17 protein-coding genes are annotated in these 16,894 nt (G+C 60.1%); 15 read left to right on the forward strand and 2 right to left on the reverse strand.

Translation table 11 applies throughout. The features are described from left to right. The 9 genes from J0I64_RS14370 to bioB form a co-directional block, all read left to right on the forward strand. A partial coding sequence (locus tag J0I64_RS14370) for an LLM class flavin-dependent oxidoreductase (RefSeq protein WP_291409414.1) occupies nt 1-698 on the forward strand: 698 nt, incomplete at its 5' end. After that, complete coding sequence (locus J0I64_RS14375) at nt 698-1,882, forward strand: M20 aminoacylase family protein (RefSeq protein WP_291409416.1); 1,185 nt, start codon at nt 698-700, stop codon at nt 1,880-1,882. The genes J0I64_RS14370 and J0I64_RS14375, both read left to right, overlap by 1 nt. Beyond that, nucleotides 1,879-2,424: a GNAT family N-acetyltransferase gene (locus tag J0I64_RS14380; protein ID WP_291409418.1), complete on the forward strand. Its 546-nt coding sequence runs from the start codon at nt 1,879-1,881 to the stop codon at nt 2,422-2,424. Before J0I64_RS14375 ends, J0I64_RS14380 begins: the two co-directional genes overlap by 4 nt. A gap of 92 nt (nt 2,425-2,516) precedes the next feature. Then, complete coding sequence (locus J0I64_RS14385) at nt 2,517-4,292, forward strand: amino acid ABC transporter permease/ATP-binding protein (protein WP_291409420.1); 1,776 nt, start codon at nt 2,517-2,519, stop codon at nt 4,290-4,292. Between the two features lie 173 nt (nt 4,293-4,465). Further along, nucleotides 4,466-5,509, forward strand: a complete 1,044-nt coding sequence (locus J0I64_RS14390; RefSeq protein WP_291409422.1) for an LLM class flavin-dependent oxidoreductase — start codon at nt 4,466-4,468, stop codon at nt 5,507-5,509. A 70-nt stretch (nt 5,510-5,579) separates the two neighbouring features. Then, nucleotides 5,580-6,497, forward strand: a complete 918-nt coding sequence (locus J0I64_RS14395) for an ABC transporter substrate-binding protein (protein WP_291409424.1) — start codon at nt 5,580-5,582, stop codon at nt 6,495-6,497. 171 nt (nt 6,498-6,668) lie between these two features. Continuing rightward, nucleotides 6,669-7,295 (forward strand): GntR family transcriptional regulator, encoded by a 627-nt coding sequence (locus J0I64_RS14400; RefSeq protein WP_291409425.1) that lies wholly within the window; start codon nt 6,669-6,671, stop codon nt 7,293-7,295. A gap of 181 nt (nt 7,296-7,476) precedes the next feature. Continuing rightward, nucleotides 7,477-8,004, forward strand: coding sequence for a biotin transporter BioY (locus J0I64_RS14405; protein ID WP_291409427.1), 528 nt, complete (start codon nt 7,477-7,479; stop codon nt 8,002-8,004). After that, complete coding sequence (bioB, locus tag J0I64_RS14410) at nt 8,001-8,951, forward strand: biotin synthase BioB (RefSeq protein WP_291409429.1); 951 nt, start codon at nt 8,001-8,003, stop codon at nt 8,949-8,951. Before J0I64_RS14405 ends, bioB begins: the two co-directional genes overlap by 4 nt. Nucleotides 8,952-9,157: 206 nt before the next feature. On the opposite strand, the gene J0I64_RS14415 is transcribed toward bioB, so the two are convergent. Continuing rightward, nucleotides 9,158-10,162 carry a LacI family DNA-binding transcriptional regulator gene (locus J0I64_RS14415; RefSeq protein ID WP_291409431.1) on the reverse strand — a complete coding sequence of 335 codons (1,005 nt, stop codon included), beginning with the start codon at nt 10,160-10,162 and terminating at the stop codon, nt 9,158-9,160. Nucleotides 10,163-10,504: 342 nt separating this feature from the next. Here J0I64_RS14415 and J0I64_RS14420 point away from each other — a divergent pair, with 342 nt between their 5' ends. Further along, entirely contained in the window at nt 10,505-12,004 is a 1,500-nt protein-coding gene (locus J0I64_RS14420) for an ABC transporter substrate-binding protein (RefSeq protein ID WP_291409433.1), read from the forward strand. Nucleotides 12,005-12,057: 53 nt separating this feature from the next. After that, nucleotides 12,058-12,999, forward strand: a complete 942-nt coding sequence (locus J0I64_RS14425) for an ABC transporter permease (RefSeq protein WP_291409435.1) — start codon at nt 12,058-12,060, stop codon at nt 12,997-12,999. A 30-nt stretch (nt 13,000-13,029) separates the two neighbouring features. Here the strand turns inward: J0I64_RS14425 and J0I64_RS14430 are convergent, their stop codons facing one another. After that, the gene (locus J0I64_RS14430; protein WP_291409437.1) at nt 13,030-13,173 is read right to left on the reverse strand and encodes a hypothetical protein; all 144 of its coding nucleotides are present in this window, start codon (nt 13,171-13,173) and stop codon (nt 13,030-13,032) included. A gap of 3 nt (nt 13,174-13,176) precedes the next feature. On the opposite strand from J0I64_RS14430, the gene J0I64_RS14435 reads away from it, so the two are divergent. Genes J0I64_RS14435 through J0I64_RS14450 form a run of 4 tightly spaced genes read left to right on the forward strand, consistent with a single transcriptional unit; the run spans nt 13,177 to nt 16,604 of the window. Next, entirely contained in the window at nt 13,177-13,875 is a 699-nt protein-coding gene (locus J0I64_RS14435) for an ABC transporter permease (RefSeq protein ID WP_291409439.1), read from the forward strand. Then, nucleotides 13,872-14,885, forward strand: a complete 1,014-nt coding sequence (locus J0I64_RS14440) for an ABC transporter ATP-binding protein (RefSeq protein ID WP_291409441.1) — start codon at nt 13,872-13,874, stop codon at nt 14,883-14,885. Before J0I64_RS14435 ends, J0I64_RS14440 begins: the two co-directional genes overlap by 4 nt. Then, nucleotides 14,882-15,895 carry an oligopeptide/dipeptide ABC transporter ATP-binding protein gene (locus J0I64_RS14445; RefSeq protein ID WP_291409443.1) on the forward strand — a complete coding sequence of 338 codons (1,014 nt, stop codon included), beginning with the start codon at nt 14,882-14,884 and terminating at the stop codon, nt 15,893-15,895. Before J0I64_RS14440 ends, J0I64_RS14445 begins: the two co-directional genes overlap by 4 nt. Continuing rightward, entirely contained in the window at nt 15,888-16,604 is a 717-nt protein-coding gene (locus tag J0I64_RS14450; RefSeq protein WP_291409445.1) for an alpha/beta hydrolase, read from the forward strand. Before J0I64_RS14445 ends, J0I64_RS14450 begins: the two co-directional genes overlap by 8 nt. Nucleotides 16,605-16,894 lie beyond the last annotated feature (290 nt).

Consider the following 16,894-nt stretch of genomic DNA (forward strand, 5'->3'; position numbering starts at 1 on the left):
TCTTTCAGGCTGGCGGCTCCCCCGCCGGCATCGATCTCGCCGGCCGCCACGCTGATGCAGTCTTCGCCAACGCGATCAATATCGAGGAGAACCGCACCCTCGCCCAAAAGCTCAAACAGGGCGCCCTCGCCCATGGCCGCGGCGCCGAGGCGATAAAAATCCTGCCCGGTATCGGCGTCATTGTCGGCTCGACCGAGGAAGAGGTCGAGCGCAAATACCAGGAGATCGCCAACCTCGTGAACGTCAAGGAAGCGCTCAACTACCTAGGCCGCTTCTTCGATCACCACGATTTCAGCCAATACGATATCGACGCGCCCTTCCCCGAACTGGGCGATATTGGCCGCAATAATTTCCAGTCCGGCACCGACCGTATCAAGTCGCGCGCCAAGCAGCGCAGCCAGACCTTGCGCGAAGTTGCGCTCGAACAGACGACGCCGCGCAGCGATTTCCATGGTACGCCCGAACAGATCGCCGACAAGATCATTGAATGGGTCGATGCCGGCGCCGCCGACGGTTTTGTCCTCGGCTTCCCCGTCTCTGCCCAAGGCTGGCAAGATTTTGACGCGCACGTCCTGCCCATTCTCGAAAAGCGGGGTCGCCACAGCCGCGAACAGATCGGCTCGACGCTACGCGATCACCTCGGCCTGCCCTTCCGCGAAAGCCGCTATGCGCTGCCGCAAGAAAAGGCCGCCGGCTGATGGGTTTTGTGGCGCCCCTAAAACCTGAAACGGTGGAGGACTTTAGGAACCTGCGCCGCTATCTCCACACACGCCCGGAGCTGGCCTATGCCGAGCACGAGACCAGCACCCTCGTCGCAAACTATTTGCGAGATTGGGGCTTTGATGTCGAGACCGGCATCGGCGGCACCGGCGTCGTGGGTTCTCTCACCGTCGGCCCCGGCGAAAAAACCGTCGGCATCCGCGCCGATATGGACGCCCTCCCCATCGAGGAAGTCACCGGCCTTGCCTATGCGAGCCAAACGCCTGGCAAGATGCACGCCTGCGGCCATGACGGCCACACCACCATCCTTCTTGCCACCGCGCAAAAGCTGGCTGCCACCCGCAATTTTTCCGGCACCGTCCGCCTGATCTTCCAGCCCGCCGAAGAGATCGGCGGCGGCGCCCGTACGATGATCAATGACGGACTCTTCGAGCGCTTTCCGGTCGACACCATCTTCGGTCTTCACAACTGGCCCGGCATTCCCGCCGGCCAGTTCGCCTTTCTCGAAGGCCCGGCCATGGCCTCGGTCGACATGGCAGTCATCCGCATTCAGGGCAAAGGCGGCCACGGCGCCAAGCCTCACCTTTCCATCGACCCCGTCGTCGTCGCGGCGAGCCTCATCCTCGCCCTGCAGACGGTCGTCTCGCGAAACATCGATCCGCTGCAGGCCGCCGTTGTCACCGTCGGCTCCATCCATGGCGGGAGCCTGCCCAATGTCATTCCGGACAGCGTCGAACTGCAGCTGACGGTCCGTTCCTTCGACGAAACCGTGCGCCAGTCCGTCCGAGAGCGTATCACCGCCCTCGTCCATACCCACGCCGCCTCCTACGGCGCGACGGCGGACCTGCGCTACCCCACTGGCTACCCTGTCCTCGTCAACGACGCGGCGCAGACCCACTTCGCCCACAACGTCGCAAAGCGCCACTTCGGCGCTGACCGCGTCGACCCAACCCTACGCCCGATCACCGCCAGCGAAGATTTTGCCTTCATGCTCGAAAAGCGCCCAGGCAGCTATCTCTTTCTCGGCAATGGCGACAGCGCGGATCTCCACAGCCCCCGTTACGATTTCAACGACGCCATCATTCCCGACGCCGCCCGGTACTGGGTGCATCTCGTTGAAGACTTCCTTTCCGGCAATACCCTTGCTGAGGCCACGCTATGACTGACCGTTTCCTCTACACGCTACCGACTGATCCGGTCGCCCAGCCGCTCGTCGAGCAGCTCACCGACGAGTATCAGACGCGCTACGGCAACTATTTTGAGGAAGGCGGCGCCGTTCAGGAAATGAACCGCTACCCCGCCGAGCGTTTTGCTGCCCCGGATGGCGCGTTCGTCCTTCTTCTTCGCAATGGTCGCCCCATCGCGGGTGGCGCTTTCATGCGCTATGACGAGACCACCGCGGAGTTCAAACGCGTCTGGACCGATAGGGACTTCCGCCGTCAGGGGCTCGCCAGGCGCGTCCTCATCGAACTCGAAGAACAGGCCGTCCGCCAGGGTTATGAGCGCGTCTATCTCACCACCGGCTTCCGTCAGCCCGAAGCCCGTGGCCTCTATCTCACCACTGGCTATTCCGCGCTATTCGATCTCGATGCCAATCCGGAGGACATCCAGATCCTCGCCTTTGAGAAGCCACTAGCGCCCCTTGCCGGCATTCTATTCGGCCGGAACAGTGATGCGAAAGTAGCGTCGACGAAGGACAAATAGTTTCTCCACCCGTCAAAAGTAAGAAAGACAAACACTTATTGAGAGGCCAGTCATCACATAATATCCACTAAATTGATAGAATAGGTTCTAGAATGGCATCGGCAGCGAATATTGATTCTGGCGCCCCGACACAAAAGGGTGCGCGCGATCTGCACCAGCTCCACATAGTTCCGGCAAGGCACCCCTGGCGCGTTGCCGGCAGTTTGCTCGCCGCCACCGTCATCGCCATATCGTTGCATTCCATTCTCACCAATGAGCGCTGGGGCTGGGCGCTCTTCGCGCAATATTTTCTCTCCGAACCGGTCATCGCCGGCCTGGACCGCACCCTGCTTCTGACTGGCATTTCCGCAATCCTCGGCTTCATCCTCGGCGGTCTCCTCGCCTTCGCCCGAGTGTCCCAATCTCCGCTGCTTTCGGGTCTCTCCTGGGGTTACATCTGGCTCCTGCGCTCCATTCCGCTAATCGTGCTGCTACTGGTCCTCAACAATCTCGGCTACCTCTATGCCAGCATCAATCTTGGCGTCCCCTTCACCGACATTCTCTGGCTTCAGTTTGATACCGTCCAAACGCTGAGCCCCTTCACCGTTGCCATTATCGGCCTTAGCCTCAACCAGGCGGCCTTCTCCTCCGAAATCATCCGCGGCGGCATTCTGTCAGTCGATCAGGGCCAGCACGAAGCCGCAGCTGCTCTTGGCCTTAGCCGCTGGCGCCAAGCGGTCCACATCGTCCTGCCGCAGGCCATGCGCGCCATTCTGCCCTCGGGTTTCAACGAGATCATCGGCCTCGCCAAGGCGACGTCCATCGTCTACGTGCTCGCCCTCCCCGAACTCTTCTACACCGTGCAGGTCATCTACCGCCGCAATCTGGAAGTCATTCCGCTGCTGATGGTGGCGACCGTCTGGTACCTCATCATCATGATCGTGCTCTCGACGATCCAATACTTCATCGAGCACTACTATTCCCGCGGCGCCCGCCGCGAAACACTCCCCCCATTGGTCGACAAGCTCTTCCGGCTGATCAGCCGCAACGCGCTTCAGCCTCGGGCCACCGAGCCCACCTCGATCATTTCCGACCGCAAGCCGATCGCTGGCTTCGAAACCGGTCGCATTGGCGGTGAAATCGAGATCCACGGCGTCAACAAGTCCTTCGGCAGCCTGAAAGTGCTCGATAGCGTTGATCTCACCGTTGCGTCGGGCGAAGTCGTCGCCATCGTCGGGCCCTCCGGCGCCGGCAAGTCGACCCTTCTGCGCACCATCAATCACCTTGAGCGTGTGAACACCGGCATCATCGCAATCGATAGCGAGCTCATCGGCTATGAACGACACGGCGATGCCCTCCACGAGTTGAAAGAGCCCGCCATCCGCCGTCGCCGCGCCGGTGTCGGCATGGTGTTCCAGAATTTCAATCTCTTCCCCCACCTGACCGCCCTCGAAAACGTCATCGAGGCCCCCATATCCGTCGCCGGCCTGTCGCGCGAAGAGGCCATTGCCCAAGCCCGCGATCTCCTCGCTCGCGTTGGCCTCGCCGACAAAGCTGACGCCTATCCGCGCCATCTCTCTGGCGGCCAGCAGCAGCGCGTTGCCATCGCCCGCGCACTAGCGCTCCGCCCAAAGGTTCTGCTCTTTGACGAACCCACCTCGGCCCTCGATCCCGAATTGGTTGGCGAAGTGCTCGACGTCATCAAGGAACTCGCCAAGTCCGGTACGACGCTGGTGATCGTCACCCACGAAATCGGTTTTGCTCGTGAAGTCGCCGACCGCATCGTCTTCATGGAAGCCGGCAAGATCCTCGAAATCGCGCCGCCTGAGCGTCTCTTCAGCGCCCCTTCGCATTCCCGAACTGCAGAGTTCCTCGCCAAGGTTCTCTAGCCCTCAACCCCTCGCCGTCCTCCCTCTTTCCATGCCTCGACGGGCTATGCGTGGACAAGTTGGGCAATGACGACGACGGGCCCTTGGGATCGTTCGGCCCCAACGACCGGCGATCTCTAGCGCGGGCGGTGCTTCTCCCTCCTCCCTGTCCGCCCGCGCCCTTCTCTTCTGGAATGACGAGCATGACCCAACACATCAAAGAGATCGGTTTTCTGACCCCCGGCAATTTCGTCGATGCCGCCCCCTTTGCCGGCATTGACGAAACGCTCGACATAATCGTCTTCGGCGAAAAGCTCGGCTTCGACAGCGCCTGGGTTCGTCAGCGGCACCTCGAACCTGGCATCGGTTCAGCTGCCGTCTTCCTCGCAGCCGCAAGTCAGCACACCAGCCGTATTCAGCTCGGTTCGGCCGTCATCCAGATCGGTTATGAAAGCCCCTTCCGCCTCGCCGAAGACCTTTCCATGGTCGAGGTGCTCTCGCGCGGCCGCCTCAATGTCGGCCTCAGCGCTGGCATCCCGCCCCATAGCCATCTCATCGCCCATCTGATCCACGATGGTGACTGGAAACAGCACGACCTCAGCCACGAGCGCATCAAGCGTTTTCGCGACAATCTTGACGGCGATTATCTCGGCGACGACGACACCTTCGTCGCTACCCCCTTCGGCCCGCAGCGCCCGCGCCTCCAACCCTATGCCGAGGGTCTGGTCAACCGCCTCTGGTATGGCGGTGGCTCACAACGCTCCGCGCGCTGGGCCGGCGAAAACGGCTTCAATCTCCTCACTGGCAATGTCATTTCCGGCGAAGGCACCGACGATTTCCACACAGCTCAGGTCAATCTGATCAACACCTGGCACGCAGCCCTCAATGGCCACCCCGCCCGCGTCGCGCTCGGCCGCGTGATCGTTCCCACAGACTCCGCGCCGCCGTCGCGCATCGCCCGCTACCAAGCCTATGCCGCCTCACGTCTCGAACGCACTTTTAGGCCGCAAGGGGAGCGCCGCACGCTTTTTCCGCGCGATCTCGTCGGCCCCGCGGAACAGATCGTCGAATGGCTGCTCGATGATCCGGTCCTCCCACTCATCTCAGAACTGCGCATCGAACTTTCCTACGAGTTCAAGCGCGAGGAATACGAACAGATCCTCACCGACACCATCACCCGCATCGCCCCAGCCCTCGGTTGGCGAGCCAAGGCCGCAACACCACTGGCGGTCGAATGATCTTCGCTCCAGCGCCCGCGCGACGTTGGAGACATTTCCCTAGCGCATCCCTCAGAACCAGGAAGACGACATGAAACTCAAACCCCTTCTCACCGGCGCCGCCCTGCTGACGCTCATCAGCGCCGGCCATGCTGCCGAATTCGACCTCAGCCCCGAACAGCCCGGCCGCCTCAAGGCCGATCCCAATCAGGCCGCCATCGCCGCCATCCCGGCCGGCTACAAGTTTGCCGCTGATGGCAAATTCACCGTCGCCGTCTCCCCCTGGGATCCGCCGATCGCCACCTATGCCACCGATGGTCAGGCGCTGGTCGGCTTCGACCCAGATCTTGCCTCGCTAGTCGCCGACTCCCTTGGTCTCAAACTCAATCTCGTTGCTACCGCCTGGGCCGATTGGCCGCTGGGCGTCAGCTCTGGCAAGTATGATGCGGTGTTTTCCAACGTTACCGTCACCGAAGAGCGCAAGGAAAAGTTCGATTTCTCGAGCTATCGCCAGGACGTTCTGGGCTTTTATGTCCGCAAGGATAGCCCGATCCAGTCGATCACGGAACCGAAGGACATTGCGGGCCTGAAAGTCATCACCGGCGCCGGCACCAATCAGGAAAAGATCATCCTCGAATGGGATCGCCTGAACAAGGAAGCCGGCCTCGCTCCTATTGAAGTCCAGTACTACGACGACTCCGCCGCCAGCACCCTGGCCATCCAGTCTGGTCGCGCCGATGTCGAGTTCAACCCCAACCCGACCCTCTCCTATTCCTCCGCGGTGACGGGCGGCACCCGCCTCGTCGGCGTACAGAGTGGCGGCTGGCCGGTGAAGGCCGAAATCGCAGCCACCACCCGCATGGGCGCAGGCATTGCCGACGCCATCACCATTGCCATCAACGGCCTGATCGAAAACGGCCTTTACGCCCAGAGCCTCGAACGTTGGAACATCGCCGCCGAAGCTGTCGAAGCCTCGCGGACCAATCCGCCAGGGCTGCCCAAGACCTGATCCACGGTAAGATCACAGAAAGTAAGCCTCGGGCAGGCGCAGCCATCAAGTTCTGGCTGTGCCTGCCCCAAATCGTTACGGACTCGATATCCGGTAAGTATCTGCCCCGGACACCCCATTCGATTGCGTTGCTAGTCGACAGGCATCGCCAATCGAATTATCTATAAATTTATGACAACCGCCAAATCAGACGTGATCGCTGCGCAGATCAGCAAAACCCTCGCCAGTCGCATCATCGCTGGCGAAATAGAGCCAGGCACAAAACTGCGGCAGGACCACCTTGCCGAAGAGTTTGGCGCCAGCCATGTGCCCGTCCGCGAGGCGTTTAGGCTGCTCGAGTCCCAGGGACTGGTCGTCAGCGAGCCCCGCCGGGGCGTGAGGGTTGCGGGCTTTAGCCTGGACGAGGTGCGCGAGGTCGCAGAGATGCGCGCCGCTTTGGAGACACTGGCGCTACGCAATGCAGTTCCGCACCTGACCAGGGCCATCCTCGATCAGGCCGAAGAGGCGAACAAGGCGGGTGATCGCGCGCAAGACGTTCAAACATGGGAGGAGGCCAATCGCGCGTTTCATCGCATCATCTTGGCTCCATGCGGAATGCCTCGGTTGCTCAAAGCAATTGATGACCTGCATACCGCAAGCGCCCGGTTTTTGTTTTCTGGCTGGCGGGCCGAATGGGAGGCTCCGACTGACAGAGATCATCGGGCAATACTCGACGCCCTGAGAGCAGGCCAGGCCCAAACGGCGGCGTCAGTGCTCGCGCGGCACGTCCAGACGATTGGTCAGAAAAGGCCCAGATAGGCCTCTGCCCCCGCAATCTCACGACTAAAAATCGTCTCCCAAGCATGGCTATTGCCGTGATCGCACTTCTATGGATATTTTTTAGCGATAGATTCGCATAATTATCTATAATATTCTATCACGGAGATAAGACATGGACAACGCCACTCCCGGAGTCCCTCAAAGGCAACACAGCCTACCAATGCCATGGGCCTTCATCATCGTCATCGGCGCAGCCGTGATGGTGGTCGCCGCAAAGGTCCAAATTCCATTTTGGCCTGTGCCCATGACACTTCACACTATGGCCGTTATGGGCTTTGCCGTAGCATTTGGCCCGCGCATCGCGGTTTCGATCTTCATCACCTATCTCGCGGCCGGCGCGGCAGGTCTGCCGGTCTTTTCCGGCTCGCCGGAACGTGGAATTGGCCTCGCCTACATGGCCGGCCCCACCGGCGGCTATCTACTCGGTTACCTAGTAGCCTCATGGCTCGTTGGCACTCTAGCGGCCGGCAAGGGTTTCATTTGCCGGGTTGGCGCGATGCTCGTCGGCATGATCCCAATCTACGCTATGGGCGTGGCTTGGCTTGCCATCTATGTCCCAGCAAGCCAATTGCTTGCCACAGGAATAGCCCCGTTCCTCCTGGGCGATCTGGTGAAGATCGGCATCGTCGCAGCCTCCAGTATCGCATTTCCGATCAGCATCCTCTGGCGCTGGAGCAATCGCAAGTGACGGCGGCGGATGGAACGATCAGACACGACTGGACCGTCGACCAAATAGCTGACCTACACGACTTGCCTTTGCTTGAGCTGGTCGGCCGCGCAAACTCGGTACACCGTCAAAATCACGATCCGAACAACGTCCAGAAGGCCAGTCTGCTGTCGATCAAGACGGGCGGCTGCCCGGAGAATTGCGCCTACTGCCCTCAATCGGCCCACCATCGCGAGGTCAACTTGACTCGAGACAAACTAATGGACCCGACAAAGGTCCTCGCGATAGCGAAAACTGCCAAGGCGGCCGGAGCCGAACGTTTTTGCATGGGCGCAGCATGGCGCCAGGTGCGCGACGGAGAAGAATTCGACGCCGTTATCGAAATGGTCGAGGGCGTACGCGCCCTCGACATGGAAGCCTGCGTCACCCTTGGCATGCTTAAACCGCACCACGCCGAGCGGCTCGCGGCGGCGGGCCTAACCGCTTACAATCACAACCTCGACTCCAGCCCCGAGTTTTACGGCGAAATCATCACCACCCGTACCTACGAAGACAGGCTGGACACCCTGTCCATTGTCCGCTCTTTCGGTATTGATCTGTGTTGCGGCGGTATTATCGGTATGGGCGAGTCCACGCGCGACAGAGCCTCGATGTTGCAGGTCCTTGGATCTATGAGCCCTCACCCCGAAAGCGTCCCGATTAACGCACTCGTACCGATCAAGGGCACGCCGTTGGCAGACCGCCCACCCGTGGATCCGATCGAGATTGTACGAATGGTCGCAACCACGCGGCTCGTCATGCCAAGCTCGACTGTGCGCCTCTCGGCCGGACGGTCCTCGATGAGCCGCGAAGCGCAAGTACTGTGTCTGGTGGCCGGCGCAAATTCGGTGTTTTATGGCGATACATTGCTCACAACCCCAAATGCCGGGATCGGCGAGGACGCAGAACTTTTCTCCATGATAGCCTAGCTGCGCGGGTATCATTGCCGCCGGCAAAGAAGCGAGGACTCATGTCGGCGAACACCCAAGGCAGGACCAAACGCTCCCCCTCGCGCACCCGCACTATTCTTTGGCAGCAACGACAATTCACAGCACGGGGTTAACCTGCCCAGCCCCCGTGCAACCGCCTCCACCTCACTCCACAAAACGGTTCAGTTCGGCTTAGTCGGCTCCACCTATATCTGGCGGCAGGATTCTCGCACCTTGAGGCCGGGCTGCACCCTGATCAGACGCGGCTCACCCACAAGCGTTCCAGATATCCGGGCAAGAAGGAGCTCCGCAGCCTGTTTGGCAGTAGTAGCGATGTCCTGGCTGAGAGATGTAATGCTCGGAGCCCAACCCTCCGCAGGGTGGAAGCCATCAAAGCTAATGACGGAAACATCCTGCGGGACCCGTAACCCCATATTCTTGAGGCCAGCCATCGTTCCGAGCAATTGGGCGATATTTATGCAAACAATCGCTGTCGGCGGGGACGCCCGCGTCATCAGTTGCTGGACGGCACTGAACGCATGATCTTGCTTGTAGACCTCTCGTCGCACCAGGTCCTCCCGAACCGGAATGCCTGCTTCCGCCATCGCCGACTGGAACCCACCAAAGCGCTCGTCCGACGGAGAGATACCCGGGCGTCCAACAAGGAATGCGATATCCCGGTGGCCGAGCTTAAGCAGATAGCGAGTGACGAGCTGGGCTCCGAGGAGGTTATCATCGGTCACGGCGTCGAAGCGGCTGCCCTCGAGGATACGATCAACCAGAACCGCTGGCGTGCGGATGGATTCCGAAAGCCGCTCCATGTAACGCTCCCCATGGCTGGTTGCAGCGATTATGAGGCCAGCAACCCGATGCGACGAGAAAAGGTCGATCTCTCGAAGCTCTCGTTCGGGATCATCTTCATTGCTGGCAAAAAGCATATTGTAACCGCGCTCGGACAACGCCGTCTGCATAGCCTTGGCCAGATGAGCCGCCCAAGGCGTGGCAATATCGGGAACAATCAAGCCAACTGTCGTTGAAATGCCTTTCCGCAAATTCTGCGCGAGCGGATTGGGATGGTATCCAGCTTCTTCAACTGCCGCCCAAACACGCCGCTGAAGCTCCTCGCTGACCGGCGCAGTTCCATTGATAGTCGCCGACACCGTCGTTATCGACACCTTGGCGATCCGCGCTACGTCCTTGATAGTAGGCAATTTTTAGCTCCCATTGCTTCTACAAGAGCCAACACGAAACGTTTCGTCAATATCGAAACCACGGCCCTGACTCCAGATCGGCCATTCGCCCGACGTGCCCATGTGACGTATTTTGTATCTTGTCGCATGCAAAGGCATTGGATAAACACAAATCGTTTCGTGCAAACGCAACGACCTACGAGAAAGAGCGTCCAGACCAATGAAGGGACCTCAATGCGTAACGTTTTGCGCGACTAATGCGGTCGGGAGGAGACCAAATATATGCGAATGAGATCGCTCATCTCTGCGGCGGTGACCACTGCCCTATTGCTCGGTAGCAGCGCCACTGCACACGCGCTTGAAGTGTTGAAATTGCGCGTAAATGGAGACGTCAACACGATGGATCCAATCGCCACGACCAATTTCACCATCCGTAACGTGGCTTACCTTGTCTACGACACACTGTTCGCGCTCGATTCAAACTATCAGGTTCAGCCGCAAATGGCCGAGGGTTACACGCTCTCGGACGACCAGCTCACCTACACGATCACACTGCGTGACGGCCTCAAGTTTCACGACGGCGCACCCGTAACGGCTGCCGACGCCGTCGCTTCCCTGCAGCGCTGGGGCAAGGTCGACGGCCTCGGCAAAATCCTGTTTTCCAAGACGGAATCCTTAGCAGCCAAAGATGAAAAGACGCTTGTCCTCAAGATGACAGAGCCGTGGGGCCAGGTTTTGCCCGCGCTCGGCAAGATCTCGTCCAACGTGCCGGTAATCATGCCGGCGCGCCTGGCGGCACAGGATCCGGGTGATCCTGTCAAGGAGATCATTGGCTCAGGCCCCTACCGCATGGTCGTCGACGAATGGGTTCCAGGCAGCGTCGCCGTTTACGAGAAATTCGAGGACTACGTTCCGCGCGCCGAGCCAGCGAACATGGCTGCCGGTGGCAAGGTTGCCTATTTCGATCGCGTCGAAGCCCACTATATCCCAGATCCGGCCCAGGCGGCCGATGCGCTGGTCAATGGAGAAATAGACTGGGTCGAAGACGTTGGCGCCGACATGATGCCAGTCATTGAGGAATCCACGACCGCAAAGGTTCTGATCTCGCCTCAGGCCGGCAACAGCCTGCAACTCGTGGTCAACCATCTCAACCCGCCGTTCGACAACCCCAAAATTCGCGAGGCTCTGCAGTGGTCGCTTGAACAGGCGCCCTTCATGCAGGCCATCTACGGCGACCGTACGGACCTCTACCAGCTCTGTGCCGCCGTGTTCTTCTGCGGCTCGCCGTTCGAGAGCGAGGTCAACACCGACCGCATCGTAAGACGCGACCTCGACAAGGCGAAGGCTTTGCTTGCGGAGGCCGGCTACGATGGCACCCCCGTCCTGCTGCTCCATGTCACCGAAAATCCGTTCCATGATCGCGCGTATTCGGTCTTGAAGCCCATGCTCGAGGAGGCCGGTTTCGTCGTAGACGAGCAGATGACCGATTGGGCCACGGTGTCCACACGCCGCACCAGCAAAGAGCCCGGGGATAAAGGTGGCTGGAACGTCTTCTTCACCGGCTGGGGGTTCGTGGACCAGTCCAACCCGATGACGAATGTCTATGTCGCGGGTCAGGGGCTGAACGGCTGGTATGGTTGGGCTGACTCTGCCGAACTCCGAGACCTGCGGGTGAAATTCGCTGCCACCTCAGACCTTGCAGAACAGAAGCGTCTTGCCGAGGACATGCAGCGGGTTGCCTATGACCTGGTGCCCTTCGTGCCCCTTGGGCAAGCCTCGATCGCACAAGGCGTCGCAACCAACCTGGAGGGGTTCATTGACAGTCCTGTGCCCTTCTTCTGGAACGTCAGGCGCAAGCACTAGTCCGTGTAGCGGCTGCCCGGTTCAGACCGGGCAGCCACCGTCGGGGGGAGACCATGCTGACCTATCTTGCCGGCCGCATAGCATCGGCCGTTCCGATCGTGCTTTTGGTCGCGATCTTTATCTTTTCACTCGTCAACCTGACCCCAGGCGATCCAGCTGTCCTGCTTGCCGGCGACAACGCAACGCCCGCACAAGTCGAGGTCATCCGTGAACGACTGCACCTGGATCAACCGCTGCCTACGCGGTTCGTGGTTTGGGCTGGAAATGCGCTTAGGCTCGACCTGGGCGAATCCATCTATTCCAACCAGCCGGTGACCAAGCTAATAGCTCAGCGCCTTGAGCCGACCTTCGTGCTCGCCATCGCCACGCTGATCCTTACCGTCGTTATTGCCGTCCCGCTGGGTGTCATCGCAGCATGGAAGGTCAATACCTGGATCGATCGCGGCATAATGGCATTCGCGGTGTTGAGTTTCTCGGTCCCGGTCTTCGTCATCGGGTACCTGCTGGCTTATGTATTTGCCGTGCAGCTAAAGTGGTTGCCAGTGCAGGGATATGTCCCGCTCGCAGACGGAATCCTCGCTACTTTGCGTAGCGTTGCGCTGCCAGCAATGGCTCTGGCTCTCGTTTTTGCTGCCCTGATCGCTCGCGTCACTCGGGCCTCTATGCTGGAAGTGCTGAGCGAGAACCATATTCGCACCGCGCGCGCCAAGGGTCTGTCGACCCGGCGTATCCTGGTCATACACGCGCTGAAAAATGCCGGGGTACCGGTCATCACGGTGATCGGTATCGGCTTTGCGACGCTGATTGGCGGTGTGGTCGTAACCGAGTCTGTATTCAACATACCAGGCATTGGCCGTCTGACCGTCGACGCGATCACGCGTCGTGACTACCCGGTGGTTCAGGGCGTCATCCTGTTCTTTTCGGTGCTCCTCATTCTCATAAACATCGCAGTGGACATGAGTTACGCGCTCTTTGATCCGCGCGTGAAGGGCTAACCTGTGGCCATCATCGAATCCGCTGTTCCATCACACCCCGTGGGCCCCCTGCTGCGCCATATGGGACGCAACCGAGCGATCACGCTCTGCTGCCTGTTCCTGATAGTCTTGGTGCTCCTGGCTATATTCGCACCAGTTGTTGCCGGCGATCCGCTCAAAATCGATCCGGCCCATCGTTTGAGTTCTCCGGAAGCGGGGGCTATCTGGGGGCGAGACCACCTTGGCCGCGATGTCTTCGCACGTGCCGTATATGGGACACGCGTCTCCCTGCTCGTCGGTTTTTCGGTGGCTATCCTGACGACGGTCTTCGGTGTTGCGATTGGAGTTTATGCCGGTCTCTCCCGTATAGGCGGGGCGATCGTCATGCGTCTCACCGACGCGATGATGGCGATCCCGGCTATCCTGCTCGCGATCGCCTTCGCCTCGATCCTCAATGCAGGATTGCTCACGGTCATCATCGCCATTGCTATCCCAGAGATTCCGCGGATGGTGCGCCTTGTCCGCTCCGTAGTCCTCGGCGTTCGTAGTCAACCTCATGTCACGGCGGCAATTTCTATCGGCACGTCGGGCCTTGCCCTGATCTGGCGTCACATCCTGCCCGGCACGATGGGCCCGGTACTGGTGCAAGCCACCTATGCCTGTGCATCGGCGATCATCGCTTCGGCCGTCCTGAGCTTCCTTGGTGTCGGCATCTCTCCTGAGGTTCCCAGTTGGGGCGGCATGATGGCTGACGCCCGCTCAACCTTCCGCGTGCAACCGGTACTTATGCTTTATCCCGGCGTCCTGCTGTCTCTCCTCGTCCTTGCAGTGAACATCCTTGGGGACCGGCTGAGCGACACCCTTGATCCACGCAAGAGCCGGAGAACGAGCCTGTGACCGACACGCTTTCAGTCGAACACCTAAATCTCACCTTCGAGAACGAAAACGGGGCCGTTCTCGCGCTCGACGAGATCTCGTTCTCTCTCGCCAGGGGAGAAATACTAAGCCTCGTTGGTGAATCCGGTTGTGGCAAGAGCGTCACGGCGATGGCGATCATGGGTCTGCTGCCGCCTGGCTCCGCTAAAATTTCGGGCTCAATCCGGCTTGGCCCGACTAACCTGCTCGATCTCAACGAAGCCGAACTCCGCAATGTGCGCGGAAATCGCATTGGCATGGTGTTCCAGGACCCGATGACGTCGCTCGATCCTGTTCACACCGTCGGCATGCAGATCGCCGAAGTCGTTCAGCGCCATCGGGGCGCGGACGCAAAAGCCGCTAGGTCAAGGGCGCTTGAGATGCTCGACCTTGTCCGTATCCCCGACGCCCGGAACCGTCTTCAAGCCTACCCCCATGAGCTTTCTGGCGGCATGCGCCAGCGTGTCATGATCGCTATGGCTCTCGCCTGCAATCCGGAAGTTCTCATCGCCGACGAACCGACAACAGCACTCGATGTGACGGTGCAGGCCCAAATCCTGGAACTCATCGGCGAACTCAAATCCGAGTTATCGATGAGCGTGATCCTGATCACCCATGACCTGGGCGTCGTCGCCAGCACTGCCGATCGAATGATGGTCATGTACGCCGGCAGGATCGTCGAAGAAGGGCCCGTTGAGCGTGTCTTCTCCCGTCCGTCCCACGGCTATACTGCCGGTCTGCTGCAATCCCTGCCTGGATATGGCTCGACGCTGCGCAGCCATCTCACCGAAATCGCCGGGTCGGTCCCTCGTCTTGATCACCGGAACCCGGGTTGCACCTTTGCTCCCCGTTGCCGCTTTGCGACGGGCCATTGCAATGCCCCCCTGCCCGACGCCCATGAAATCGGCGCGAACCACCGATCGCTCTGCATTCGTGACACGGCCGTCTTCGAGGCGATAAGCAACCATGAGATCGTAAGGGCCTGGGCATGACCGGCAAACCTTTCCTGTCACTGCGCGGGATCAGCAAGACTTACGCAATGGGCCCCGCGCGGCTCGGCGGCCCCGTGCGAAATCTTCACGCCGTCGATGACGTTACTCTCGATGTGCTGCCCGGCGAAACCCTTGGTCTCGTGGGCGAGAGCGGATGCGGAAAATCGTCACTCGCCCGAATGATCATGCAACTTGAACCACCCACGTCTGGAACGATGGTGTTGAAGGGTCGCGACCCGGCCGAGCTCGGGAACGCTGCGCTCAAGGAGGCGCGGCGGGACTTCCAGATGGTGTTTCAGGATCCATATGCTTCGCTCAACCCACGAATGCGGGCACGGGCGATCATCGCTGAAGTGCTCCGCAACTACCGGTTTGGGACACCTGACCAGATTAATGCGCGCGTTGAGGAGCTGGCGCGTCAGGTCGGGCTCTCCGCTCACCTGCTCGATCGGTTCCCGCACGAACTTTCGGGGGGGCAGTGTCAGCGGGTCGGTATTGCTCGGGCCATCGCCCTCAAACCGCGCCTCATCGTTGCCGACGAGCCCGTTTCGGCTCTTGATGTGTCGATCCAGGCCCAGATCCTCAACCTCATCGTCGAGCTGCAGAGCGAGATGGGCCTGACCCTGGTCTTCGTGTCGCACGATATGTCCGTTGTTGCGCACGTCGCTGACCGCGTTGCGGTCATGTACCTCGGGCGGCTCGTTGAGATCGGGCCTTCGAGCGACATTTTTTCGAGGCCGCTGCACCCCTATAGCCGAACCTTGCTCGCCGCGGTGCCGAGGCCCGTCCCCGAAGCTCGTCAACGCCATGCATCGGCGAGAGGCGAGCTCCCCAGCCCGCTCAACCCGCCAAGCGGCTGCCACTTTCGCACGCGCTGCCCTCTGGCCACCGAGCGCTGCAGCGCCGAACGCCCACAGCTCCGCAGCATCGAAGGGGCTCGTCAGGTCGCCTGTCACCATGCCGATGCCGATGCGGTGGGCGTCCATGTCACCGAGAACCTCCATGCTTGATCCACTCGTTCTGCTGCCCGGTTTGCAGTCGGATCATCGCTCCTGGCACTACCAGATCCAGCATTTTGGCGGGAAACGCCCGCTCATCGTGCCGGAAGGCCAGCAATACTGCGACTCCATCGAGGCCATGGCTGATGTGGTCCTTGAGCAACTCCCCGCTCGCTGCCACCTGGCCGCTTGGTCTATGGGCGGGTATATCGCGTTGGCTGCCATGCCGCGTTTTCGCGAGCGGCTTATTAGCCTAATTCTCGTTGATACCTCTGCCCGCCCCGAAGACCCCGCCAGTACGAACCGTCGCAAAAGCTTGCTTGAACTGGCGGAGCGCGAGGGCATAGTTGCCGCTGCCATCGTGAATTCGACCCAAAGCGCCTTGCATGCAGGCGCACTGCCGCTGGAGTTACGACAAAGCCTTGTCAGTGCGTGGGACGATTTCGGGGTGGAGGCCTATCGGGGGCAGCAGAATGCAATAATGCAACGTCCGGATACGCGAGCGAACCTGGCGCTGATTGACTGTCCGACACTTATTGTTGTGGGGGAGGCCGACACCACCACCCCGCCAGAATGCTCCTATGAGCTTCAAGCGGGCATTGATGGGTCAGAACTTCATGTCATCGACAAGAGCGGCCATTGCGTGCCTTATGAGCAGCCGCACGCCTTTAATGTGCTAGTGGAGCAGTGGCTAGCACGGCACCAGAGCAGAGCTGTGTGACGTCGAGCCGCCGGCCCCAACTTTGCTCAGGAGCGCGTGTGTCCGGTCAAGCTATAGACCGGAAGAGGGGGCCGACAGGCTTCGAAGCTTATCAGGAAAGCCGCTAATGGCACTGTTGCGGTCATTTCGCGTGCTTTGCGTTCTGTTCTGGTTTTGGTGTGTTTGTCCGTTGCGTTTTAACGCAAAAAGCCCCGGTTCTTATGAACCGGGGCTTTTGTTATGTATCGTGAAGAGGTTACGTGTTTTTGGCAGACCTTGCAGTGACCTACTCTCCCAAGTCTTAAGACTTA

The organism is Devosia sp., from assembly GCF_017307565.1.
Classification (GTDB): Bacteria; Pseudomonadota; Alphaproteobacteria; order Rhizobiales; family Devosiaceae; genus Devosia.

Coding starts and splice junctions, on each gene's coding strand:
- J0I64_RS14450 (WP_291409445.1), top strand. CDS start 15,888: ATGCTTGATCCACTCGTTCTGCTGCCCGGTTTGCAGTCGGATCATCGC.
- J0I64_RS14400 (WP_291409425.1), top strand. CDS start 6,669: ATGACAACCGCCAAATCAGACGTGATCGCTGCGCAGATCAGCAAAACC.
- J0I64_RS14390 (WP_291409422.1), top strand. CDS start 4,466: ATGACGAGCATGACCCAACACATCAAAGAGATCGGTTTTCTGACCCCC.
- J0I64_RS14445 (WP_291409443.1), top strand. CDS start 14,882: ATGACCGGCAAACCTTTCCTGTCACTGCGCGGGATCAGCAAGACTTAC.
- J0I64_RS14380 (WP_291409418.1), top strand. CDS start 1,879: ATGACTGACCGTTTCCTCTACACGCTACCGACTGATCCGGTCGCCCAG.
- J0I64_RS14385 (WP_291409420.1), top strand. CDS start 2,517: ATGGCATCGGCAGCGAATATTGATTCTGGCGCCCCGACACAAAAGGGT.
- J0I64_RS14430 (WP_291409437.1), bottom strand. CDS start 13,173: ATGGGCCGGATCGATTTTGAGCGGATCGCCGGCAACAACTGGTGCGAA.
- J0I64_RS14405 (WP_291409427.1), top strand. CDS start 7,477: ATGCCATGGGCCTTCATCATCGTCATCGGCGCAGCCGTGATGGTGGTC.
- J0I64_RS14425 (WP_291409435.1), top strand. CDS start 12,058: ATGCTGACCTATCTTGCCGGCCGCATAGCATCGGCCGTTCCGATCGTG.
- J0I64_RS14395 (WP_291409424.1), top strand. CDS start 5,580: ATGAAACTCAAACCCCTTCTCACCGGCGCCGCCCTGCTGACGCTCATC.
- J0I64_RS14375 (WP_291409416.1), top strand. CDS start 698: ATGGGTTTTGTGGCGCCCCTAAAACCTGAAACGGTGGAGGACTTTAGG.